Origin of the sequence: Mitsuaria sp. BK041, from assembly GCF_014193085.1 — a bacterium.
Taxonomy (GTDB): Bacteria; Pseudomonadota; Gammaproteobacteria; order Burkholderiales; family Burkholderiaceae_C; genus Roseateles.
Window position 1 is genome coordinate 1,686,334 of sequence record NZ_JACHYT010000001.1, and the last position, 17,452, is coordinate 1,703,785.

The 17,452-nt window shown below is 72.7% G+C and carries 15 protein-coding genes; 4 read left to right on the forward strand and 11 right to left on the reverse strand.

Annotated elements, in window-relative coordinates; translation table 11 throughout:
• Positions 1 to 67: 67 nt before the first annotated feature.
• The gene (gene xerD / locus FHT38_RS07345; protein ID WP_183490990.1) at positions 68 to 1,042 is read left to right on the forward strand and encodes a site-specific tyrosine recombinase XerD; all 975 of its coding nucleotides are present in this window, start codon (positions 68 to 70) and stop codon (positions 1,040 to 1,042) included.
• 23 nt (positions 1,043 to 1,065) lie between these two features.
• On the opposite strand, the gene FHT38_RS07350 is transcribed toward xerD, so the two are convergent.
• Complete coding sequence (locus FHT38_RS07350) at positions 1,066 to 1,629, reverse strand: Lrp/AsnC family transcriptional regulator (protein WP_183490991.1); 564 nt, start codon at positions 1,627 to 1,629, stop codon at positions 1,066 to 1,068.
• A gap of 116 nt (positions 1,630 to 1,745) precedes the next feature.
• Between FHT38_RS07350 and FHT38_RS07355 the strand changes: the two genes are divergently transcribed.
• Entirely contained in the window at positions 1,746 to 2,348 is a 603-nt protein-coding gene (locus FHT38_RS07355; RefSeq protein WP_091724054.1) for a MarC family protein, read from the forward strand.
• Here the strand turns inward: FHT38_RS07355 and FHT38_RS07360 are convergent.
• Both FHT38_RS07360 and FHT38_RS07365 read right to left on the reverse strand, forming a co-directional pair.
• Positions 2,327 to 2,902, reverse strand: a complete 576-nt coding sequence (locus tag FHT38_RS07360; RefSeq protein WP_183490994.1) for a GNAT family N-acetyltransferase — start codon at positions 2,900 to 2,902, stop codon at positions 2,327 to 2,329. The two genes, FHT38_RS07355 and FHT38_RS07360, sit on opposite strands and share 22 nt — an antisense overlap.
• 46 nt (positions 2,903 to 2,948) lie before the next feature.
• Positions 2,949 to 4,961, reverse strand: coding sequence for a CHASE domain-containing protein (locus tag FHT38_RS07365; protein WP_183490996.1), 2,013 nt, complete (start codon positions 4,959 to 4,961; stop codon positions 2,949 to 2,951).
• A 363-nt stretch (positions 4,962 to 5,324) separates the two neighbouring features.
• Here FHT38_RS07365 and FHT38_RS07370 point away from each other — a divergent pair, with 363 nt between their 5' ends.
• Entirely contained in the window at positions 5,325 to 5,882 is a 558-nt protein-coding gene (locus FHT38_RS07370) for a GGDEF domain-containing protein (protein ID WP_221213985.1), read from the forward strand.
• Between the two features lie 64 nt (positions 5,883 to 5,946).
• Here FHT38_RS07370 and FHT38_RS07375 read toward each other — a convergent pair whose 3' ends face one another.
• From FHT38_RS07375 to FHT38_RS07410, 8 genes are all read right to left on the reverse strand, one after another.
• Positions 5,947 to 7,089, reverse strand: coding sequence for a lipocalin-like domain-containing protein (locus FHT38_RS07375; RefSeq protein WP_183491000.1), 1,143 nt, complete (start codon positions 7,087 to 7,089; stop codon positions 5,947 to 5,949).
• Positions 7,089 to 9,680, reverse strand: a complete 2,592-nt coding sequence (locus FHT38_RS07380; protein ID WP_183491002.1) for an FtsX-like permease family protein — start codon at positions 9,678 to 9,680, stop codon at positions 7,089 to 7,091. The genes FHT38_RS07375 and FHT38_RS07380 overlap by 1 nt, the downstream gene beginning before the upstream one ends.
• A gap of 40 nt (positions 9,681 to 9,720) precedes the next feature.
• A complete protein-coding gene (locus FHT38_RS07385; protein WP_183491004.1) occupies positions 9,721 to 10,380 on the reverse strand; it encodes an ABC transporter ATP-binding protein in 660 nt (219 codons plus the stop codon).
• Positions 10,381 to 10,388: 8 nt separating this feature from the next.
• The gene (miaA, locus tag FHT38_RS07390) at positions 10,389 to 11,378 is read right to left on the reverse strand and encodes a tRNA (adenosine(37)-N6)-dimethylallyltransferase MiaA (protein ID WP_183491006.1); all 990 of its coding nucleotides are present in this window, start codon (positions 11,376 to 11,378) and stop codon (positions 10,389 to 10,391) included.
• A 17-nt stretch (positions 11,379 to 11,395) separates the two neighbouring features.
• Positions 11,396 to 13,228, reverse strand: coding sequence for a pseudouridine synthase (locus FHT38_RS07395; RefSeq protein WP_183491008.1), 1,833 nt, complete (start codon positions 13,226 to 13,228; stop codon positions 11,396 to 11,398).
• A 73-nt stretch (positions 13,229 to 13,301) separates the two neighbouring features.
• On the reverse strand, positions 13,302 to 15,332 hold the full coding sequence (gene mutL / locus FHT38_RS07400; protein ID WP_183491010.1) for a DNA mismatch repair endonuclease MutL: 2,031 nt from the start codon (positions 15,330 to 15,332) through the stop codon (positions 13,302 to 13,304).
• Entirely contained in the window at positions 15,233 to 16,159 is a 927-nt protein-coding gene (locus FHT38_RS07405; RefSeq protein WP_183491013.1) for a CPBP family intramembrane glutamic endopeptidase, read from the reverse strand. Before FHT38_RS07405 ends, mutL begins: the two co-directional genes overlap by 100 nt.
• A gap of 53 nt (positions 16,160 to 16,212) precedes the next feature.
• A complete protein-coding gene (locus tag FHT38_RS07410; RefSeq protein WP_183491015.1) occupies positions 16,213 to 16,422 on the reverse strand; it encodes a hypothetical protein in 210 nt (69 codons plus the stop codon).
• A 245-nt stretch (positions 16,423 to 16,667) separates the two neighbouring features.
• Here FHT38_RS07410 and FHT38_RS07415 point away from each other — a divergent pair, with 245 nt between their 5' ends.
• Complete coding sequence (locus FHT38_RS07415) at positions 16,668 to 17,321, forward strand: DedA family protein (RefSeq protein WP_147242330.1); 654 nt, start codon at positions 16,668 to 16,670, stop codon at positions 17,319 to 17,321.
• Positions 17,322 to 17,452 lie beyond the last annotated feature (131 nt).

A 17,452-nucleotide genomic window follows, 5' to 3' on the forward strand; every position in this document is an offset into this window, starting at 1 on the left:
GTGGGGCCCGCGCGTGGTGGCGCGGGCCCCTTTTTTTCGGCGGCCTCGCGCTGGCATCATGCGCGGCATGTCCTCGTCCCGATCGACCCCATCCGCACCACGCCCCCCCGAAGCCTCGCCCGGTGAGCCGGCCCTGCGCTCGGCCGAGCGCGAGCGCAGCCAGCGCGCGATCGACGCCTTCATCGAGGCCCTCTGGATCGAGGAGGGCCTGTCGCGCAACACGCAGCTGGCCTATCGCCGCGACCTGCAGCTGCTGGCCGACTGGCTGGCGGCCGAGCCGCGTCTGTCGCTGGACGAGACCCGCGAGCAGGACCTGTTCGGCTACGCAAGCGCGCGACACGAGGGCGGCAAGGCGACCTCCGCGAACCGGCGGCTGTCGGTGTTCAAGCGCTACTTCCGCTGGGCCTTGCGGGAACGCCGGCTGGAGCGCGATCCCACCCTCAAGCTCAGCGCCGCCAAGCAGCCGCTGCGCGTGCCCAAGACGCTGCACCAGACCCAGGTCGAGGCGCTGCTGGACGCGGCCGACGTCGGCACCGCGCAGGGGCTGCGCGACCGGGCGATGCTCGAGCTGATGTACGCCAGCGGCCTGCGCGTCACCGAGCTGGTGACGCTCAAGAGCGTGCATGTCGGCCTGCGCGAGGCGGTGCTGCGCGTGACCGGCAAGGGCGACAAGGAGCGGCTGGTGCCCTTCGGCGAGGAGGCGCACGCCTGGCTGATGCGCTACCTGCAGGAGGCGCGTCCGCAGCTGCTGAGCGCGCGTAACACCGATGACCTCTTCCTGTCCCGTTTCGGCCAGGCCATGACGCGCGAGACCTTCTGGCGCATCGTCAAGAAATACGCGGTGGTGGCGGGCATCACCAGCCCGATCTCGCCGCACACGCTGCGGCATGCCTTCGCCACGCACCTGTTGAACCATGGCGCGGACCTGCGCGCGGTGCAGCTGCTGCTGGGCCATGCCGACCTGTCCACGACGCAGATCTACACGCACGTGGCGCGGGAGCGGCTGAAGGCGCTGCACGCGGCGCACCATCCGCGGGGCTGAGCGCCGGTCGCGCCGACGCCGCCTCAGTCCACCGGCAGGCCCGCTGGCGGCTTGATCTCCTCCAGGCAGATCATCGACCGCACGTCCGCGACGCCGTCCAGCTGCATCAGCTTGTCGGTGAGGAACTTGGACAGCGCCTGCAGGTCGCGCGCCACCACCTTCAGCAGGTAGTCGGAGTCGCCCGAGACGGTGTGGCACTCCAGGATCTCGGGGAAGTCGCGGATCAGCGACTCGATCTCGCGCACGCGGGCGAAGGCCTGGGCGGTGATGTTCAGGCTGACGTAGGCGGTGACGCCCAGCCCGAGCGCCAGCGGCGCCACGTCGGCGCGATAGCCCCGCAGCACGCCGCGTTCCTCCAGCGCGCGCACGCGGCGGAAGCACTGCGGCGCCGACAGGTGGACCTGCGCCGCCAGGTCCACGTTGGACATGCGGCCGTCGCGCTGCAGCGCCTCCAGGATGCGCAGGTCGATCGCGTCCAGCGTCACCGGCCCGAGGGGGCGGGGGCGCGCCGGCGCCGCGGCCAGCCGGCCCGCGCTGATCGCCGGGGCGGGAACGGATCGAGGCGGCTTCTTGTCCAACTTGTTCATCGGCGAGGTCGTGATGAGGAATTGTTGCGATTCTAGGGATTCGCGTGAACGAAGCGTGCGTGAGAGCGCGCTGCCCGCAGCGAACGCGACGCCGTCATCGGCGAGAATCGCGCCCCATGGATCACAGCTTCCTCTCCGCCCTCATCCTGCTGCTGCTGGTGCTCGACCCGCTGGGCAGCCTGCCGATCTTCATCCCCATCATGCGGGCCGTGCCGCGCGAGCGCCGGCTGAAGGTCGCGCTGCGCGAGGTCGGCATCGCCTTCGCGGTGCTGCTGGCCTTCATGTTCCTGGGCGAGGGCTTCCTGCGCCTGATGCACCTGTCGGAGCGCTCGCTCGAGGTGGCCGGCGGCGTGATCCTGATCATCATCGCGATCCGGATGATCTTCAGCCACGCCGGCGAGTCGGCCTACGGCGTGGACACCGGCCGCGAGCCCTTCATCTTCCCGCTGGCGGTGCCGCTGCTGGCCGGCCCGTCCGCGATGGCCACGGTGCTGCTGCTGGCCTCGCGCCAGCCGGACCGGGTGGCCGAGTGGATCGGCGCGCTGTTCACCGCGATGGTCATCTCCTTCCTCGCGCTGATCCTGGCCGACCGCATCCGCAAGCTGCTGGGCGACTCGGTGGTCTCGGCGCTGGAGAAACTGATGGGCCTGGTGCTGACCGCCATCGCGGTCGAGATGATCCTGTCGGGCCTGAAGCGCTACTTCGTCGGCGGGCTCTGATCGGCTGAATTGGCCGGCCCGGTCCGCGCGGCCTGCGCCGCGCGCCATTCCGCCGCCGTCATGCCGTAGACCGCGACGTCGTTGTCGTACCAGCGCTCGACGCCGCGATAGCGCATGCCGAGCTTGGTCATCACATGCGAGGACGCCTCGTTGGCCGGGTCGCAGACGGCCACCAGCTGCGGCGCGCGCAGGTCGTCGAAGGCGAAGGCGGCCATGCGGCGCGCGGCCTCCGAGCCGTAGCCGCGGTTCCAGCGGTCGCGCCGCAGGCGCCAGCCGATCTCGTGCGGATTGGCCGCGTCGCGGCCCAGGTGCTGGATGCAGCCGGCACCGACGATCTCGCCGGTCTCGATCTCGAAGAAGGTCCACCAGCTGTAGCCCCATTCGGCCCAGCGCGCCTTGACGCGGTCGATCATCGCCTGCGTGTCCTCGAGCGTGTCGGGCTTGCCCGTGATGTAGCGCATCACGTCCAGGTCGCGATTCATCTCGAACAGGCCGTGCAGGTGCGCATCGGTCATGGGCTCCAGGCGGAGCCGGGCGGTGGTCAGTGAGGTCATCGGGCGACTGTACGGCGGTTCAGCGGTTCAGCGGGCATGACGCCGGTCATCCGGCGGCCTCGGCGGCCAGTTCCTCGGCCGTGCGCCGCAGCGCCGAGAGGTCGAGCTCCTCCGGCGGCAACGCGCCGTTGAGCCAGCGGATGCGGCAGCGGCCGGCGCGTTTGGACTCGAACATGGTCTGGTCGGCGCGGCTCATCAGCACCTCCGGGTCGACGCCGTCCAGCGGGTAATGCGCCACGCCGAAGCTGCTGCCGACCTGCACCGTCACGCCGCTGGACAGCCGCACCGGGGCGAGGATCTCGCGCAGCAGCCGCTCGCAGGCCGGCCGGCTGTCGGCCACCGCGGGCAGCGGGGTCAGCAGCACGACGAACTCGTCGCCGCCCAGCCGCGCGGCCGTGTCCGAGCCCCGGATGCCGCTGGACAGCCGCTGCGCGACGACCTGGAGCACCTCGTCGCCGGCGTCGTGGCCGTGGGCGTCGTTGATGGCCTTGAAGCCGTCCAGGTCCAGGTAGGCCACCGCCATCTTCTGCGACTGCCGCTGCGCCACGGCCATCGCCTGGCGCAGCCGGTCGGCCAGCAGCACCCGGTTGGGCAGGCCGGTGAGCGCGTCATGGAAGGCGGCCCGCTCGACGCGCGCCTCGTGCGCCTTGCTCTGCGTGATGTCGGCCATCATCCAGAGCGTCGTGTCCACGTCGCGCTCGCCCGGCAGCGCCACGCCGTTGAGGTCGATCCAGACCAGGCTGCCATCCTTGCGCCGCATCTGCAGCTGGCTGCGGTAGTGGCCGCCGCGGCTCAGCACCGGATAGGCATTGCGGCCCAGCGCGGCGAAGGTGTCCTCGTCGACATAGAGCTCGCGCACCGGCAGGCCGAGCATCTCGTCGGCGCCGTAGCCGAAGAGCTGTTCCAGCGCGCGGTTCTTCCAGACGATGCGTCGGCCGCGCAGCTTGGCGATGGCGATGACGTCGGCGTCCAGCATCGCCTGCTGGTCCAGCGTCAGGCGGCGCAGGTCCTCGGTCATCGCGTCGGCCAGCGCCTGCGCCCGAGCGCGGCCGGCCGCGAGCAGGTAGGTCGTGGCCGCCAGCAGCGCGGTCAGCAGCAGGCCGATCAGGCCCGGCCCCCAGCCCGCCGCGTCGATCACCGCGCGCTCGTAGGCGGTCGTCAGCGCGGCCTCGAGCCGGAACGCCCGGCCGGCGATCTCCACCCGACGCTCGGCCGCCACCACGCGGAGGTCGAAGGCGGGCTGCGCGCTCGGCGCGGCATCGAGTGGCTGGATGCCGGTGCTGGAGTCGAGCAGCAGGTCCTCGGTCGCGGTGTGGTCGTCGACCAGCAGGCGGAAATCCATCGGCGCCGCCGCCAGGCCTTCCTTGAGCCCGTGCAGGATCTCCTGCGCCACCAGCGGCGCGTAGAGCAGGCCCAGCAGCGCCTGGCGCCGCTGGGCGGCGTCGATCGGATCGGCGCCATCGCGGAACACCGGCACCAGCAGCAGCATGCCGGGGCCGTGCGCGTGGTCCTGCACCAGCGGCACCGGCGCCGACAGCGTGGCCTCGCCGGTGGCGATGGCGCGCTCGATCGCGCGCCGCCGGATCGCCTCCGAGCCCAGGTCGAAGCCCCAGGCCGCGTAGTTCTGCGACAGCGGCTCGATGTGCGCGACGACGAACAGGTCGGGCGCGTCGCCCCGGCTGCGCACGGTGAACTGCGGCGCGCCGTTGGCGCGCTCGGCGGCGATGAAGGCGGGCAGGTCGGCGCGCTGGACCCGCGGCACGAAGCCGAAGCCGCGCACGCCGGGGAATTCGCGCGTCAGGTCGCGCGACTGGACGTAGGCGCGGAAGGATTGCCGGTCGACGCGCCCGCCCAGCGCGGCCAGTGCGCCGCGCGCGCCCTTGAGGCCGTACACCGGCTGGACGAAGCGCTGGACGATGTCGCGCTCCAGCCGCTCCATCTGGGCGTCGAGTAGGCGATGGGCCTCGGCCACGACGCGGTTGCGGTTCCACAGCATCGCGCTGAGCGTCAGCGCCAGCCCGGCCAGCAGCACCAGCAGCGCGCCGACGACGGCGGGCATCGGCAGGTCGCCGGCCCCGGAGGATGGTGCGGGCGTGGGCGCTGGGGCGGGGAGCGGGGACGCGAGGTCGTGCGCTGGAGCGTCGTGCACGGGCGGGGCGGCGGGGCCGCTGGGCGTGGACACAGCCGGGTACTTTAGAGCAGCCGCCGCGCGGCGGCATGGCGTCCCTGCGGCGCGTCCGGATTCGTTACATCTGCCGCGACGCGTCGCCGCGCAAGCGCCTATCCTCCCTCGCTCAAGGGGGCGGCGCGCGGCTTGCTCCTGTGCTGCAATCAATCCTCATCTCCGGCGAAGGCGGGCAGCATGGCTCAAGACTCGGACAGGGGCCCCGGGGCCTGGTGGGCATTCCTGAGGCGGCGCTGGGTGGCGCGCCGCGACCCGCCCGCGCGGGTGGCCGCGGCGGACGAGGCGCAGTTGATGGACGGCCTCAAACGCGAGGCCGCCCGGGCGCAGCGCCATCGCCACGACGGCGTGCTGATGCTGCTGGAACTTGATCCCTGGACCCGCCTGCAGCAGCAGCACGGCGAGGAATGCCTGCAGGCGCTGGACGAGCGCCTGGACCAGCTGATGCGGCAGCAATTGCGCGGCGGCGACTGGCTGCTGCCGCTGCCGCGCGGCGTCTGGGCCGCCTACCTGCCGTGCACCGATCCGCTGGGCGCGCTGGACGCGGCCGACCGGCTGCGGGCCCGCGTCGCGACGCTGGACTATCGCTGGCAGGGCCAGTCGCTCCCTCTGAGCGCGAGCCTGGGCCTGGCCCATTGGCAGGACTGGCGGCGCGAGCCGCAGCAGGGCGCCGACCAGCTGCTGCAGCAGGCGCGCCAGGCGCTGGCGATGGCGCGCGGCGCCGGCTGCAACTGCGTGCGCGCTTACGCGGCGATGCCCTCCGGCCGCAACCGCTACAGCGGAACGCGCCCGGCCTGACGCCGTCGTCCGTCGTCCGCCATCCCGCGGCCATCGGCCCGCGGTCCGTCCGTGGTCGGTGGCGCTACAGCGGCACCCGACCGGCGTAGCCGGTCATCTCCAGGTAACCCCAGCCCAGCCCGCGGCCGGCCTCGTCGCTCACGCGCGCCACGCCCTCCCAGTACGGGAAGCCGGTGCTGAGCCGGGTGTCGATCTCCTGGGCCGCGTAGGCCGCCTCGACGAGCAGCACGCCGCGCGGCGTATGGATGCGCCAGCGCACCGGGTAGGTGGCCCGGCTCACCGGGCTCTTCCAGAAGGCCAGCGGCTCGAAGCGCAGTTGCTGGTCGAAGTCGACCGGCGCGCCGCCTTGCGCGCCGCGCCAGCTGCCGCCGGTCCGGATCACCGCGCCGTCGTGCGCGCGCATCTGGAACAGCGTCAGCGACGAGCCGTCGTCCAGGTTCAGGCCGAGCCAGTCCCAGCCGACCGCCCGGTCCGGCGCGGCGTCGGCGCCACGACCGAGGTACTGGTTGCTCCACTCGTGGTCCAGCCAGGCGCTGGCGCGCACCGTGCGCGTGCCGCCGTCGCGCAGCGCGAGCCGGCCGCTGCCGGCCAGCTGCGGCTCGCTGACGTAGCGGCTGGCCTGCTGCGCGCCCGGGCCCTTGCGCGACCAGCCCGCTCGGCCCTGCAGCAGCGGCGCCTGCGGCGCGTCCAGCGTCAGCGCGAGCGCGAAGCCCGCGCGCTCGCCGGGCATCGACAGCGCATAACGGCTGCGTCCATCGGGGCCGTCGCTGCGCCGGAGCTGCCAGCCGCCCAGGCGCACGCGGGTGTCGTCGGTGTCGGCGCGCGCGTTGGCGAAGCCGTGGCGCAGCACCTGCTGGTCGTGCAGCAGCCGCTGGCGGCCGAGGTCCGAGATCGCCGCGTGGCCCAGCATCACCTGGTCCGGCGCGAAGGCCGACGACAGCGGACGCTGGAGCGCATGGCGGACGCGGAAGAAGGTGAGCTGGAAGCCGAAGTCCGGCCGCGTCGTCTCGCCGGCGCGCCCGTTGACCCGCAGCACGCCGGTGACGTACCACCACTCGATGCGGGCCTCGGGGTGCGCGCCATGGTCGCGGGGAAACCGCAGCGGCGCGTCGGACAGCGTGTCATCGGCCAACGCGGCCTGCGCGCGGGCCGGCCCTATCGCGCCGAGGCCGCCGAGCGCGCCCAGCAGCGGTCGTCGTCCGATCATCACCAGTCCTCCCGCACCGCGCGCAGCGCCTCGCCCCGACCGGCGCGCAGCGCGCGGGCGCTGGCCCAGGCGGCGGTCACGCCGGTGGCGACCAGGCTGGCCGCGAGCAGCGCCGCGACCCGGCCCGCCGGCACCGACCAGTCCATGCTCCAGTGAAAGCTCTGCGGATTGAGCCGGAACACCAGCACCGCGCTGATCGCCAGGCCGACGACCAGTCCCATCAGCGCGCCGGCCACCGCCTGCAGCAGGCTCTCGGCCAGCACCAGTCGGCGCAGCATCGCGCGCGTCAATCCCAGGTGCAGCAGCAGGCCGAATTCCCGCCGGCGCGCCAGCAACTGCGCCGACAGGCTGGCCGCGACGCCGAACAACCCCAGCCCCAGGCCCACCGCCTGCAGCCAGTAGGTGATGGCGAAGCTGCGGTCGAAGATCGCCAGCGAGAAGCGGCGGAGCTCGCCCGCGGAGGCGATCTCCAGCGAGTCCGGCGCCCCCGAGGCCTCGCGCAGCGCCTGCTGCGCCGCCACCGGATCGGCGCCGGGCCGCAGCCACAGCGCCAGCTCGGTGATCGCCGCGTCGCCGCTGAGCCGTTCCCAGTCGCGCCGCTCCATCAGCACCGCGCCGGTCTGGCGGCTGTAGTCGCGCCAGATCGCCTTCACCGCGACCGGCAACTGGCGGCCCTCCAGCCGCAGCGTGAAGCGGTCGCCGGGCGCCAGGCGCAGCTCGTCGCGCATCGCCTCGTTGATGTAGACCGGCTGCACGCCGTCCGGCAGCGCGACCGCCTCGCCCTGCAGCGGCAGGCGGTGGTCCAGCGGCCGTGCCAGCAGCGTCGTGCTGCCCGTCATGCCGCGCACGGTGAAGCCGATGTCGCGGGTGCGCTGCGCCGCCACGCGGTCGATGCCGGGCAGCCGGGCGGCCGAGGCGGCCAGCCCCGGCGGCATCGGCTGGCCCTGCTGGGCGCTGTCGCGAGCAGTCTGGCGCAGGTAGAGATCGGCCGGCAGCATGTCGCTCAGCCATTGGTCCAGGGACTGGCGGAAGCTCGCGACCATCACCAGCATCGCCACCGCGAGCGCCAGCGCGACCAGCACGCCGGCGATCAGCCGGCCCGCCTCGCCGGCCTGGTCGCGGGCGCGCTCCACCGCCAGCAGCGGCAGCGCGCGTCGCGCCGCCCAGCCGCGCAGCAGGCCGGTGATCGCGCGCAGCACGAAGGGCACGCTGCCCAGCGCACCCAGCAGCAGCGCCACCATCGCGGCGTAGGCGCCCAGCGGCAGCCCGAGCACCGGCCGCATCGCCGCCAGTGGCAGCGCGGCCAGCAGCAGCGCCGGACCGATCCACCACCAGCGGCCCGTGTCGCCGCCGCTGCCCAGGCCCTTGAGCACCTGGGCGACGGGCAGCCGGCGCAGCCGCGCCAGTGGCAGCGCCGCCGCGCCCAGGCTGACCAGCGGGCCGAGCGCGAGCAGGCCCACGATCGACGCCGTCGAGAGCCGCAGCGCGGGCCGGCCGCCGCTGAGCCCGGTCAAGCCGCTGCCCAGGTCACCGCCGAGCGCCCGCAGCCCGAGTTCCGCCAGCCCGATCGCCAGGCCCAGGCCCAGCACCGCGCCGGCCAGGCCCAGCGCCAGCGCCTCGGACACCAGCAGCGCCAGGCGCTGCCTTGCGCTCATGCCCAGCACGCCGAGCAACGCCAGTTGCGGCAAGCGCTGCGCCACCGACAGGCTGTGCACCGCGAAGACCATGAAGGCGCCGACGAACAGCGCCATCAGCGACAGCACGCCCAGGTTGAGCCGGTAGGCGCGCGTCAGGCGGCGGGCGTCGTCGGCCTGCTGGCGGGCCTGGTCCTCGGGCGCGTGCGCCGACACGCCGGGCGGCCAGGCCGCGGGCACCGCGTGGCCGGTGGCCATGCGCAGCAGGATGGCGTCGAGCTGGCCCGGGCGATGCAGCAGCTGCTGGGCCCAGGCGATGTCCATGATCACCAGCGCCTGCTGGCGATCCGGCACCCGGCCGACGACCGGCAGCGGCGCGGGCTCGCCGGGCAGGTCCACGCGCAGCGCGGCGGGGGGCTCCAGGCCGAGCCGCGTCCAGGCGGCGTCGCTGACCAGCAGCGCAGGCTCGCGCAGCGCGCGGCCGAGGTCCGCGCCGTCCAGTCGCGGCAGCCACTGCGGATGGAAGGCGCCGATCTGGAACAGGTCCAGGCCGATGAGCCGCACCCGCTGCCATTGGCCGTCGCGTCCCTGCAGCCGGATGCTCGCGTCCAGCCGGGGCGCGATCGCGGCGATGTCCTCGCGCGCGGCGAGCTCGGCGAAGAAGCGGTCGGACAGCGGCGCGGCGCCGGCGGTGGCGCCGAGCTCGACATCGGCCTGCGCGCTGCTCTGCCGCGCGGCCGATTCGAACTGCGCCAGGGCCGAGGCATTGATCCAGTGGACCGCGCCCGCGAGCGCCAGGCCCAGCGCGATCGTCAGCAGCGCGGCGAGCTGCCGGCCCCACTGCAGGCGCAGCGCGGGCCAGGACAGCTGCCACCACCAGCCCCAGGCGCGCCGCAGGCCGGCGAGCGGGGCGTGGCGGCCGGTGTCGCGCGGCGGGGAGACGGTCGGGGCGCTCATGCGGTGGGGACGGGCAATCGGCGGGCGCGGCGTCGCGCCTTCAGGCCTCGACGAGGCGGCCGTCCTCCAGCCGCAGGCGCCGGTCCGCGAGCTCGGCGGCATGGGCCGAGTGCGTCACCAGCAAGCAGGCCGCGCCCTGGTCGCGCAACTGCTGGCGCAGCAGCCGCATGACCTGGTCGGCATGGGCGGGATCGAGGTTGCCGGTGGGCTCGTCGGCCAGCACCAGCACCGGGCGGTGCACCAGCGCGCGGGCGATGGCCACGCGCTGCAACTGGCCGCCGGACAGCTGGCGCGGCAGGTGGCGGGCCTGCGCGCCCAGGCCCACCGCGTCCAGCATCTCCTCGACGCGGCGCGCGTCGGGCTTGCCCTGCAGCAGCAGCGGCAGCGCGACGTTGTCCCGCACGTTCAGGTGGGGCAGCACATGGAAGGCCTGGAACACGAAGCCGAGTTGCTCGCGGCGCAGTCGGGCCTGGCCGGATTCGTCCAGCGCCAGCAGGTCGCGGCCCTGCAGCACCACCTGGCCGCGATCCAGCGGTTCGAGCGCCGCCAGCCCGTTCAGCAGCGTGGACTTGCCGCTGCCGGATTCGCCGAGCAGGGCCAGCATCTCGCCGCGATGCAGCGTCAGCGAGAGGTGCTCGAACAGGGTTTGCGCGCCGTAGCGCTTGGTCAGGCCGGTGGCGGTGAGGAGGGGGACGTCCATCGTCGAGCTCAGTCTGCGCCGGCAGTGGCGGTGTCGTCGGCGAGCGCCATCAGCTGCTCGAGCGCGTCGGGCGCTTCCGCCGCCACCACGCGCCGCGCCGACATGCTGCGCAGCCAGGTGATCTGGCGCTTGGCGAGTTGCCGCGTCGCGGCGGTGCCCAGTTCGCGCAGGGCCGCGAGGTCGGGCGCGGCCTCGTTGGCGTCGAGCAGTTCCCAGGCCTGCCGATAACCGACGCAGCGCATCGACGGCAGCCCCAGGTGCAGGTCGCCGCGGGCGCGCAGGCGCCGCACCTCGTCGACGAAACCCTGTTCGATCATCAGCTCGAAGCGCTGCGCGAGGCGCTGATGCAGCCAGGCGCGTGCCGCATCCGAGGGCTCCAGGGAGATCAGCGGCCAGTCGACGCCCTGCGCGCGCTGGCGCCGGTAGAGCGCCGACATCGGCTCACCGCTGAGCAGGCAGACCTCGAGCGCGCGCTGGATGCGCTGCGCGTCCAGCGGCGCCAGGCGGGCGGCGGTGTCCGGATCCAGCGCCGCCAGCCGTGCATGCATCGCAGGCCAGCCCTCGCGGGCGGCCTCGGCATCGAGTTGCGCGCGCAGCGCCGGGTCAGCCTGCGGCAGCTCGGACAGGCCGTCGAACAGCGCCTTGAAATAAAGCATCGTGCCGCCGACCAGCAGCGGCCGCGCGCCGCGGGCCTGGATCTCGGGCACCAGGCGCAGCGCGTCGCGGACGAACTGCGCCGCCGAGTAGCTCGCGGTCGGCTCGAGGATGTCGATCAGGTGATGCGGCACCGCGGCGAGTTCTTCCGGCGTCGGCTTGGCGGTGCCGATGTCCATGCCGCGGTACACCAGCGCGGAGTCGACGCTGATGATCTCCACCGGCTGGCTGCCCGCGATCGCGAGCGCGGCCGCCGTCTTGCCGCAGCCCGTCGGCCCGGCGAGGCACAGCGGCCGCAATGCCGGCGGCGGGCAGGGCGCGACCGCGGCGGCCGTTGCGGCCATCGCGGCCGGCGCTTCGATCAAAAGCGCTCCCAGGGCGCGAGGTAGCGCCACTGGCCCGGCGGAAGCTGGCCCAGCGGGATGCGGCCGATGCGCACGCGCTTGAGCGCCAGCACCTTCAGGCCGACCAGTTCGCACATGCGGCGGATCTGGCGCTTGCGGCCCTCGCGCAGGACGAAGCGCAGCTGGTCCTCGTTGGCCCAGCTGACCTTGGCCGGCTTGAGCTGGACGCCGTCCAGCTCGAGGCCATGGTTCAGCAGCGCGATCGCCTTCGGATCGAGCTGGTGCTGCGGATGCTGCCCGGCGTCGCCGTGCTCGAGGGCGACGCGCACCAGGTATTCCTTCTCGACGTCGGAGTCCTCGCCGATCAGGTGGCGCGCGATGCGGCCGTCCTGCGTCAGCACCAGCAGGCCGGTGGAGTCGATGTCCAGCCGGCCGGCGGGCGCGAGGTTGCGGCCGTGGCCGGGTGCCCAGTGGATCTTGGCGGGATCCTCGCCCCAGTGCGTGTCGGCCTTGACCAGCACCGACGCCGGCTCGTAGCCGTCCTCGGCCTGGCCGGAGACATAACCGATGGGCTTGTGCAGCAGGATGGTCACGCGCTGCGCCTGCTGCTCGCGGGCGGCGGGATCGACTTCGATCTTCGCGTCCGGGCCGACGCGCTGGCCCAGCGTCGCGGGCTCGCCGTCGACGGTGACCCAGCCGGCCTCGATCCACTCGTCGGCTTCGCGGCGCGAGGCCAGGCCAAGCTCGCTCATGCGCTTGGACAGGCGCTCGCCGGCGTCGGGATCGGCCAGGCGCACCGGCGCGGGTTGACGCGGCGCGTCCAGCTGGCGCGGACGGTCGGTGCGCTCGGCGCGCTCCTCGCGTTCGGCGCGGGCGTGGACGTCGCCCGGATGGGCGGCGCCCCGATCGCCAGCGGGCGCGCGGCGCGGCCGGTCCTCGCCGTGACGGAAGCCGGGATTCGCGCCGGGGCCTGAGCCGTAGCGAGAGCCTTCGGCGCCACGGCCGTAGCGGTCGCCGCCCCGGTCGCCGCCGCGCTCATCGCGACGCGGGCGGTCGCCGTAGCCGCGGTCCCCCGCCGGGCGGTCCCCGAAGGGACGGTCGCGCTGAGGGCGGTCTCCCTGGGAACGCTCGCCAAAAGCGCGTGGGCCCTGAGGACGGTCGCCGTAGCCGCGCTCGCCATGGCCGCGCTCCCCAAAACCACGATCCCCGTCGCTGCGGTCACCGTAGCCGCGGTCCCCTTGCGGGCGGGCGGGCCGGTCACCGTAACGGCCCTCGCCGCGGTCGTCGCGGCGCGGACGGTCTCCCTCGAAGCGGGAACGGTCCTCTTGGCGCGGGCGGTCGTTGTCACGCGGGCGATCGCCGTAGCGGGAACGATCCCCTTGCGAGCGGTCTTCGTAGCGGGGGCGATCTCCGTGCGGACGGTCGCCGTAGCGACCGCGGTCGCCCTGGGGACGGTCGCTGTGGGCGCGGCGTTCGTCGCCGCCCCGGTCAGGGCGGGCGCCGAAACCGCCGCGGTCCTCGCGCGGGCCGCGGTCGGCGCGATCGCCGTAGCCGCCTTCGCGTTGCGGGCGGCCAGGGCCTCCGCGGCGTTCATCGCGGCCTTGCGGACCGCGCGCGTCGCGGTGGCGGTCGTCGCCGCGCGGATCACGGCGCTCCTGGCGACCTTCCTCGGCGCGGCGCTGCTGGAACGCAGCCTCGCGTTCGGCGCGTTCGGCCTGCGCCTTGGCCAGCGTCGGGCGCGGCTTGTTGACGCCCTGGCCGCGCAGCGGCGCGCGGCGGGGGCCCTTGTCCGGACCGTCCGCGGATTTGGCGTCGGCCGATTTGTTCTTGTTGAGCTTGAGCGTGGCCATGTCGGTACTGCTTCTGGTGAAAGGGTGGATCGCCGATGCGAACGGGAAAGCGGGCGGGGCGAGCGGCGACGGCTCAGCGTCCGCGCAGGAACAGCGCGTCGAGGTCGCGGAGGGTCAGTTGGCGCCAGGTCGGGCGGCCGTGGTTGCACTGGTCGGCGCGTTCGGTGCGTTCCATGTCGCGCAGCAGCGCGTTCATCTCGTCGATCGTCAGCTGCCGGTTGGCGCGCACCGCGCCATGGCAGGCCATCGTGGCCAGGATCTCGTGCTGGGCGCGCTCGATCGCATGGCTGGCGTCGAACTGCGCCAGCTCGGCCAGCACGCCGCGGGCCAGCTCCACCACGTCGCCGCCGGCCAGCAGCGCCGGCCGCTCGCGCACCGCCAGCACCTTGGCCGACAGCGGCGAGATGTCCAGCCCGAGCCGGCGCAGCGTCTCGGCCTGCGCCTCGGCGGTGGCGATCTCCGCCGGCGTCGCGGCGAAGGTCACCGGGATCAGCAGCGGCTGGGAGTCGATGCGGGTCTCGCCGAGCGCGGCCTTGAGGCGCTCGTAGACGACGCGCTCATGGGCCGCATGCATGTCGACGATCACCAGGCCCTGGGCGTTCTCGGCCAGCACGTAGATGCCCTGGATCTGCGCGATCGCGCGGCCCAGCGGCCATTCGCCGGCCTGGCTGGTCGGCAGCGGCATCGGTGGCGCATCGCGCAGCAGCGCGGCGGCGGACGAGGCCGGCGCCGTCGGCAGCCCGGCCGCCGGCGCGCCGGCGTAGAGCGCCTCGGCCTGCTCCAGCGCGAGCGCGGTCTGCGCGCGGGTCGGGATCGGCGCGCGCCAGCCTTCCGGGCCGGCGAAGCGGGCCGAGGGGGCGTGATACGGCGCGGGCGGCTCGTAGGCGCGAACGCCGGGCGCGTCCGTGTCGGACGACGCACTGGACGAGGGTCCGGAGACGGCGGTCGCGCCGTCCATCGGCCGCTCCCAGGCCGGCGTGCCGGTCCATCGCTGGCGGCCCGGGTCCGCGGCCGGCCCGGCGGCAGCGCCTTCGGCCAAGGCCGGCGCGCCGTCCTCCGCGCGGGACAGCGCCAGCGCGGCGACCACGGCGCGGCGCACCTGCTGGTGGATCTCGCGGCCGTCGCGGAAGCGGACCTCGATCTTGGTGGGGTGGACGTTGACGTCGACCAGCTCGGGCTGGACGTCGATGAACAGCACGTAGCTGGGCTGGCGATGGCCGTGCAGCACGTCGTCGAAGGCCGAGCGGATCGCATGGGCGATCAGCTTGTCGCGCACGTAGCGGCCGTTGACGTAGACGTACTGCATGTCGGCGCGGCTGCGGGCGGCTTCGGGCAGGCCGACGCGGCCGTGGATGCGCATCGGGCCGACCTCGGCGAAGACCTCGCGGCTCTGCGCGATGAATTCCTCGTTCAGGACTTCGGCGATCCGCTGCGGCAGCGGCGACGCGCGCCACTGGTCGACCAGCTTGCCCTCGTGCCAGACGGCGAAACCGACGTCGGGGCGGGCGAGGGCGTGGCGCCGCAGCGCTTCCAGGCAGTGCGCCAGCTCGGTGCCCTCGCTCTTGAGGAACTTGCGGCGGGCGGGGGTGTTGAAGAACAGCTCGCGGACCTCGACCGAGGTGCCTCTGGCGCGGGCGGCGGGGCTGAGCTCGCCGGTGCGGGCTTCCAGGCGCCAGGCATGCGGGGCGCCGTGGAAGCGGGAGATGATGGCCAGTTCCGCGATCGAGGACACGGCGGCGAGGGCCTCGCCGCGGAAGCCCATGGTGGCGACGGCCTCGAGGTCGCCCAGGCTGCCGATCTTGCTGGTGGCGTGGCGCTTGATGGCCAGCGGCAGTTCGCCATCGGGGATGCCGTGGCCGTCGTCCTCGACGATCAGGGAGCGGATGCCGCCGGCGATCAGCTTGAGCTGGATCTGGCCGGCGCCGGCGTCCAGCGCGTTGTCGACCAGTTCGCGCACGACGGAGGACGGGCGTTCGACGACCTCGCCGGCGGCGATCTGGGAAATCAGTTCATCGGGGAGTTCGCGGATCGCGCGGCGCGCGCCGGAGACGGCGTGGCCCGGATCGGCCGCGGAGTCCGCCATCGGGGCGAGGGTGTCATCCATGGGGCGCGATTGTAGGAGGAGCGGGAAATGCGCTCCGGTCCTGGCGGGCGGCCACCCCGCCAACGAATCACCCAGTAGGTGATCACACCGATTCCCCACACCAGCGTCGCCTGGCGGGGCCAGTCCAGCGCCATCGACTCCACGATCCGGTGCGTCATCCAGTAATTGGCTGGACCCGTCTGAGCCACGCAGATGTCCACCACGGCATGGAGCAGCACGACGAGGAGGAAAGACCGCGTTGCCAGGTAGAGCGTTCCCAGCGTCGCGCCGCCGACGAGGTACCACGACATCGTTTCCGGACTGGTCATCGCCTTTTTCCCATGGACCAGCAGGAACAACCCAGCTTGAATCACCACCGCGAGCACGGCGGGAATGCCGACGCGGATCAGACGACCCAGCAGCACATAGCGATGGATGAATTCCTCCATCAATGCAATAGACAGCACGGCCAGGGTGGAGCCGACCAGCGCGGATGCGCTGATCAGGTCCAAGGCGCGCCAATCCGAGAATCGCTCGACGTCAAGGAGCATGCACAGCGGTGCAGTGAGCAGCGCCAAGGCGGCGAATCTCCTGTCGTTTCGTTGGGCTCGGCCGGTGTTCAGGCCGGAGGCGATCAGCCCATATCTGGGGCGCAGCGCCGGCACGATCGCCATGATGCCGATGCCGGTGATGACAAACGGAGTCGCTCTTGCCCAGACCGCGTCATCAAGCCAGCTTCGCCAGGGAAGGCTGAATACGGCGCCAACAGCGTAGAGGAGCGCCGCGTAAATCACGGAGATTTCAACGACTGTGCCGATGGCATGGAGGCACTTTTGAACGATCCGCATGCGTCATTTCCAATGAAATTGGGGAACCCCTGCGGGATTCCCCAATCGTTCGATCAGAACGTGCAGACCGCGAATGCCTGCAGCGGCGTCTTCTGCGAACCGCCGCGGCCGGTCATTTCCGCCATCATGCAGTCGAACCAACTCTCCTCGCCGGTGTAGTGAAGGTTGTCTCCCATGCCTGTGGCACCCACTTCGCCGCCCGTGGCGCCGTTCAGCAGTGGGTGGTCCATGCTCAGTTCCTCGATGCCTGTTGCGTAGCTCATTTCAAGTCCTTTAGGTTGCTCAACAGAATGGGCACCCGTCGATGCCCGTTGAAGAACCTCCGGAGGTGACGCCATTCTTTGGGCGGAGGCGCTGTGCCGTCGATTGGCGTTTGTCGCATCGCACCGACTGGTGGGCCGCTGACTCGCTCCAGCGGCTCCCGCCGGGGCCTGGCAATAATTTCGAGTCGGTCACGCTCGCGTTTCGTCACCGGTTGTCATGGAACCGCCCGCCATAATCCGCGCCCATGGATCTGATGCACTTCCTCGTCGACTTCATCCTGCATGTCGACAAGCACCTCGCCGAGTTCGTGGCCGCCTATGGCATGTGGGTCTACGCGCTGCTGTTCCTGATCGTCTTCGTGGAGACCGGCCTGGTGGTGATGCCCTTCCTGCCGGGCGATTCGCTGCTGTTCGTGGTCGGTGCGCTGTGCGGCACCGGGATGATGAACCTGCCGCTGGCGATCACCGTCCTGCTGGTGGCCGCGATCCTGGGCGACCAGTGCAACTACACGATCGGGCGCTACTTCGGGCCCAAGGTATTCCAGTGGGAGCAGTCCCGCTTCTTCAACAAGCGCGCCTTCGACGCCGCGCATGAGTTCTACGAGAAGCACGGCGGCGTCACCATCATCCTGGCGCGCTTCATGCCATTCATCCGCACCTTCGCGCCCTTCGTGGCCGGCGTCGCCGAGATGACCCGCAGCCGCTTCACCGCCTACAACGTCGCCGGTGGCGTCATCTGGGTGGTGGGCCTGACGCTGGCGGGCTACCTCTTCGGCAACATCCCCTTCGTCCAGACCCATCTCTCCAAGATCATCTGGGCCATGATCATCATCCCCGGCCTCATCGCCCTCTACGGCGGATGGAAGGCCTCGCGCGCGAAGTCCACCTCCGCCGCATAACCGCACCCCCAAACAGCGCACAGCTCGACGCACGCAGCGAGCCGCGTCGCGGACAGTGAGCCGTTCGGGGGGCGGTGGGGCGTGGGGTTCTGGCCCTTGCGGCCAGGGCCCCACGCCCCAGCGACCAAGCG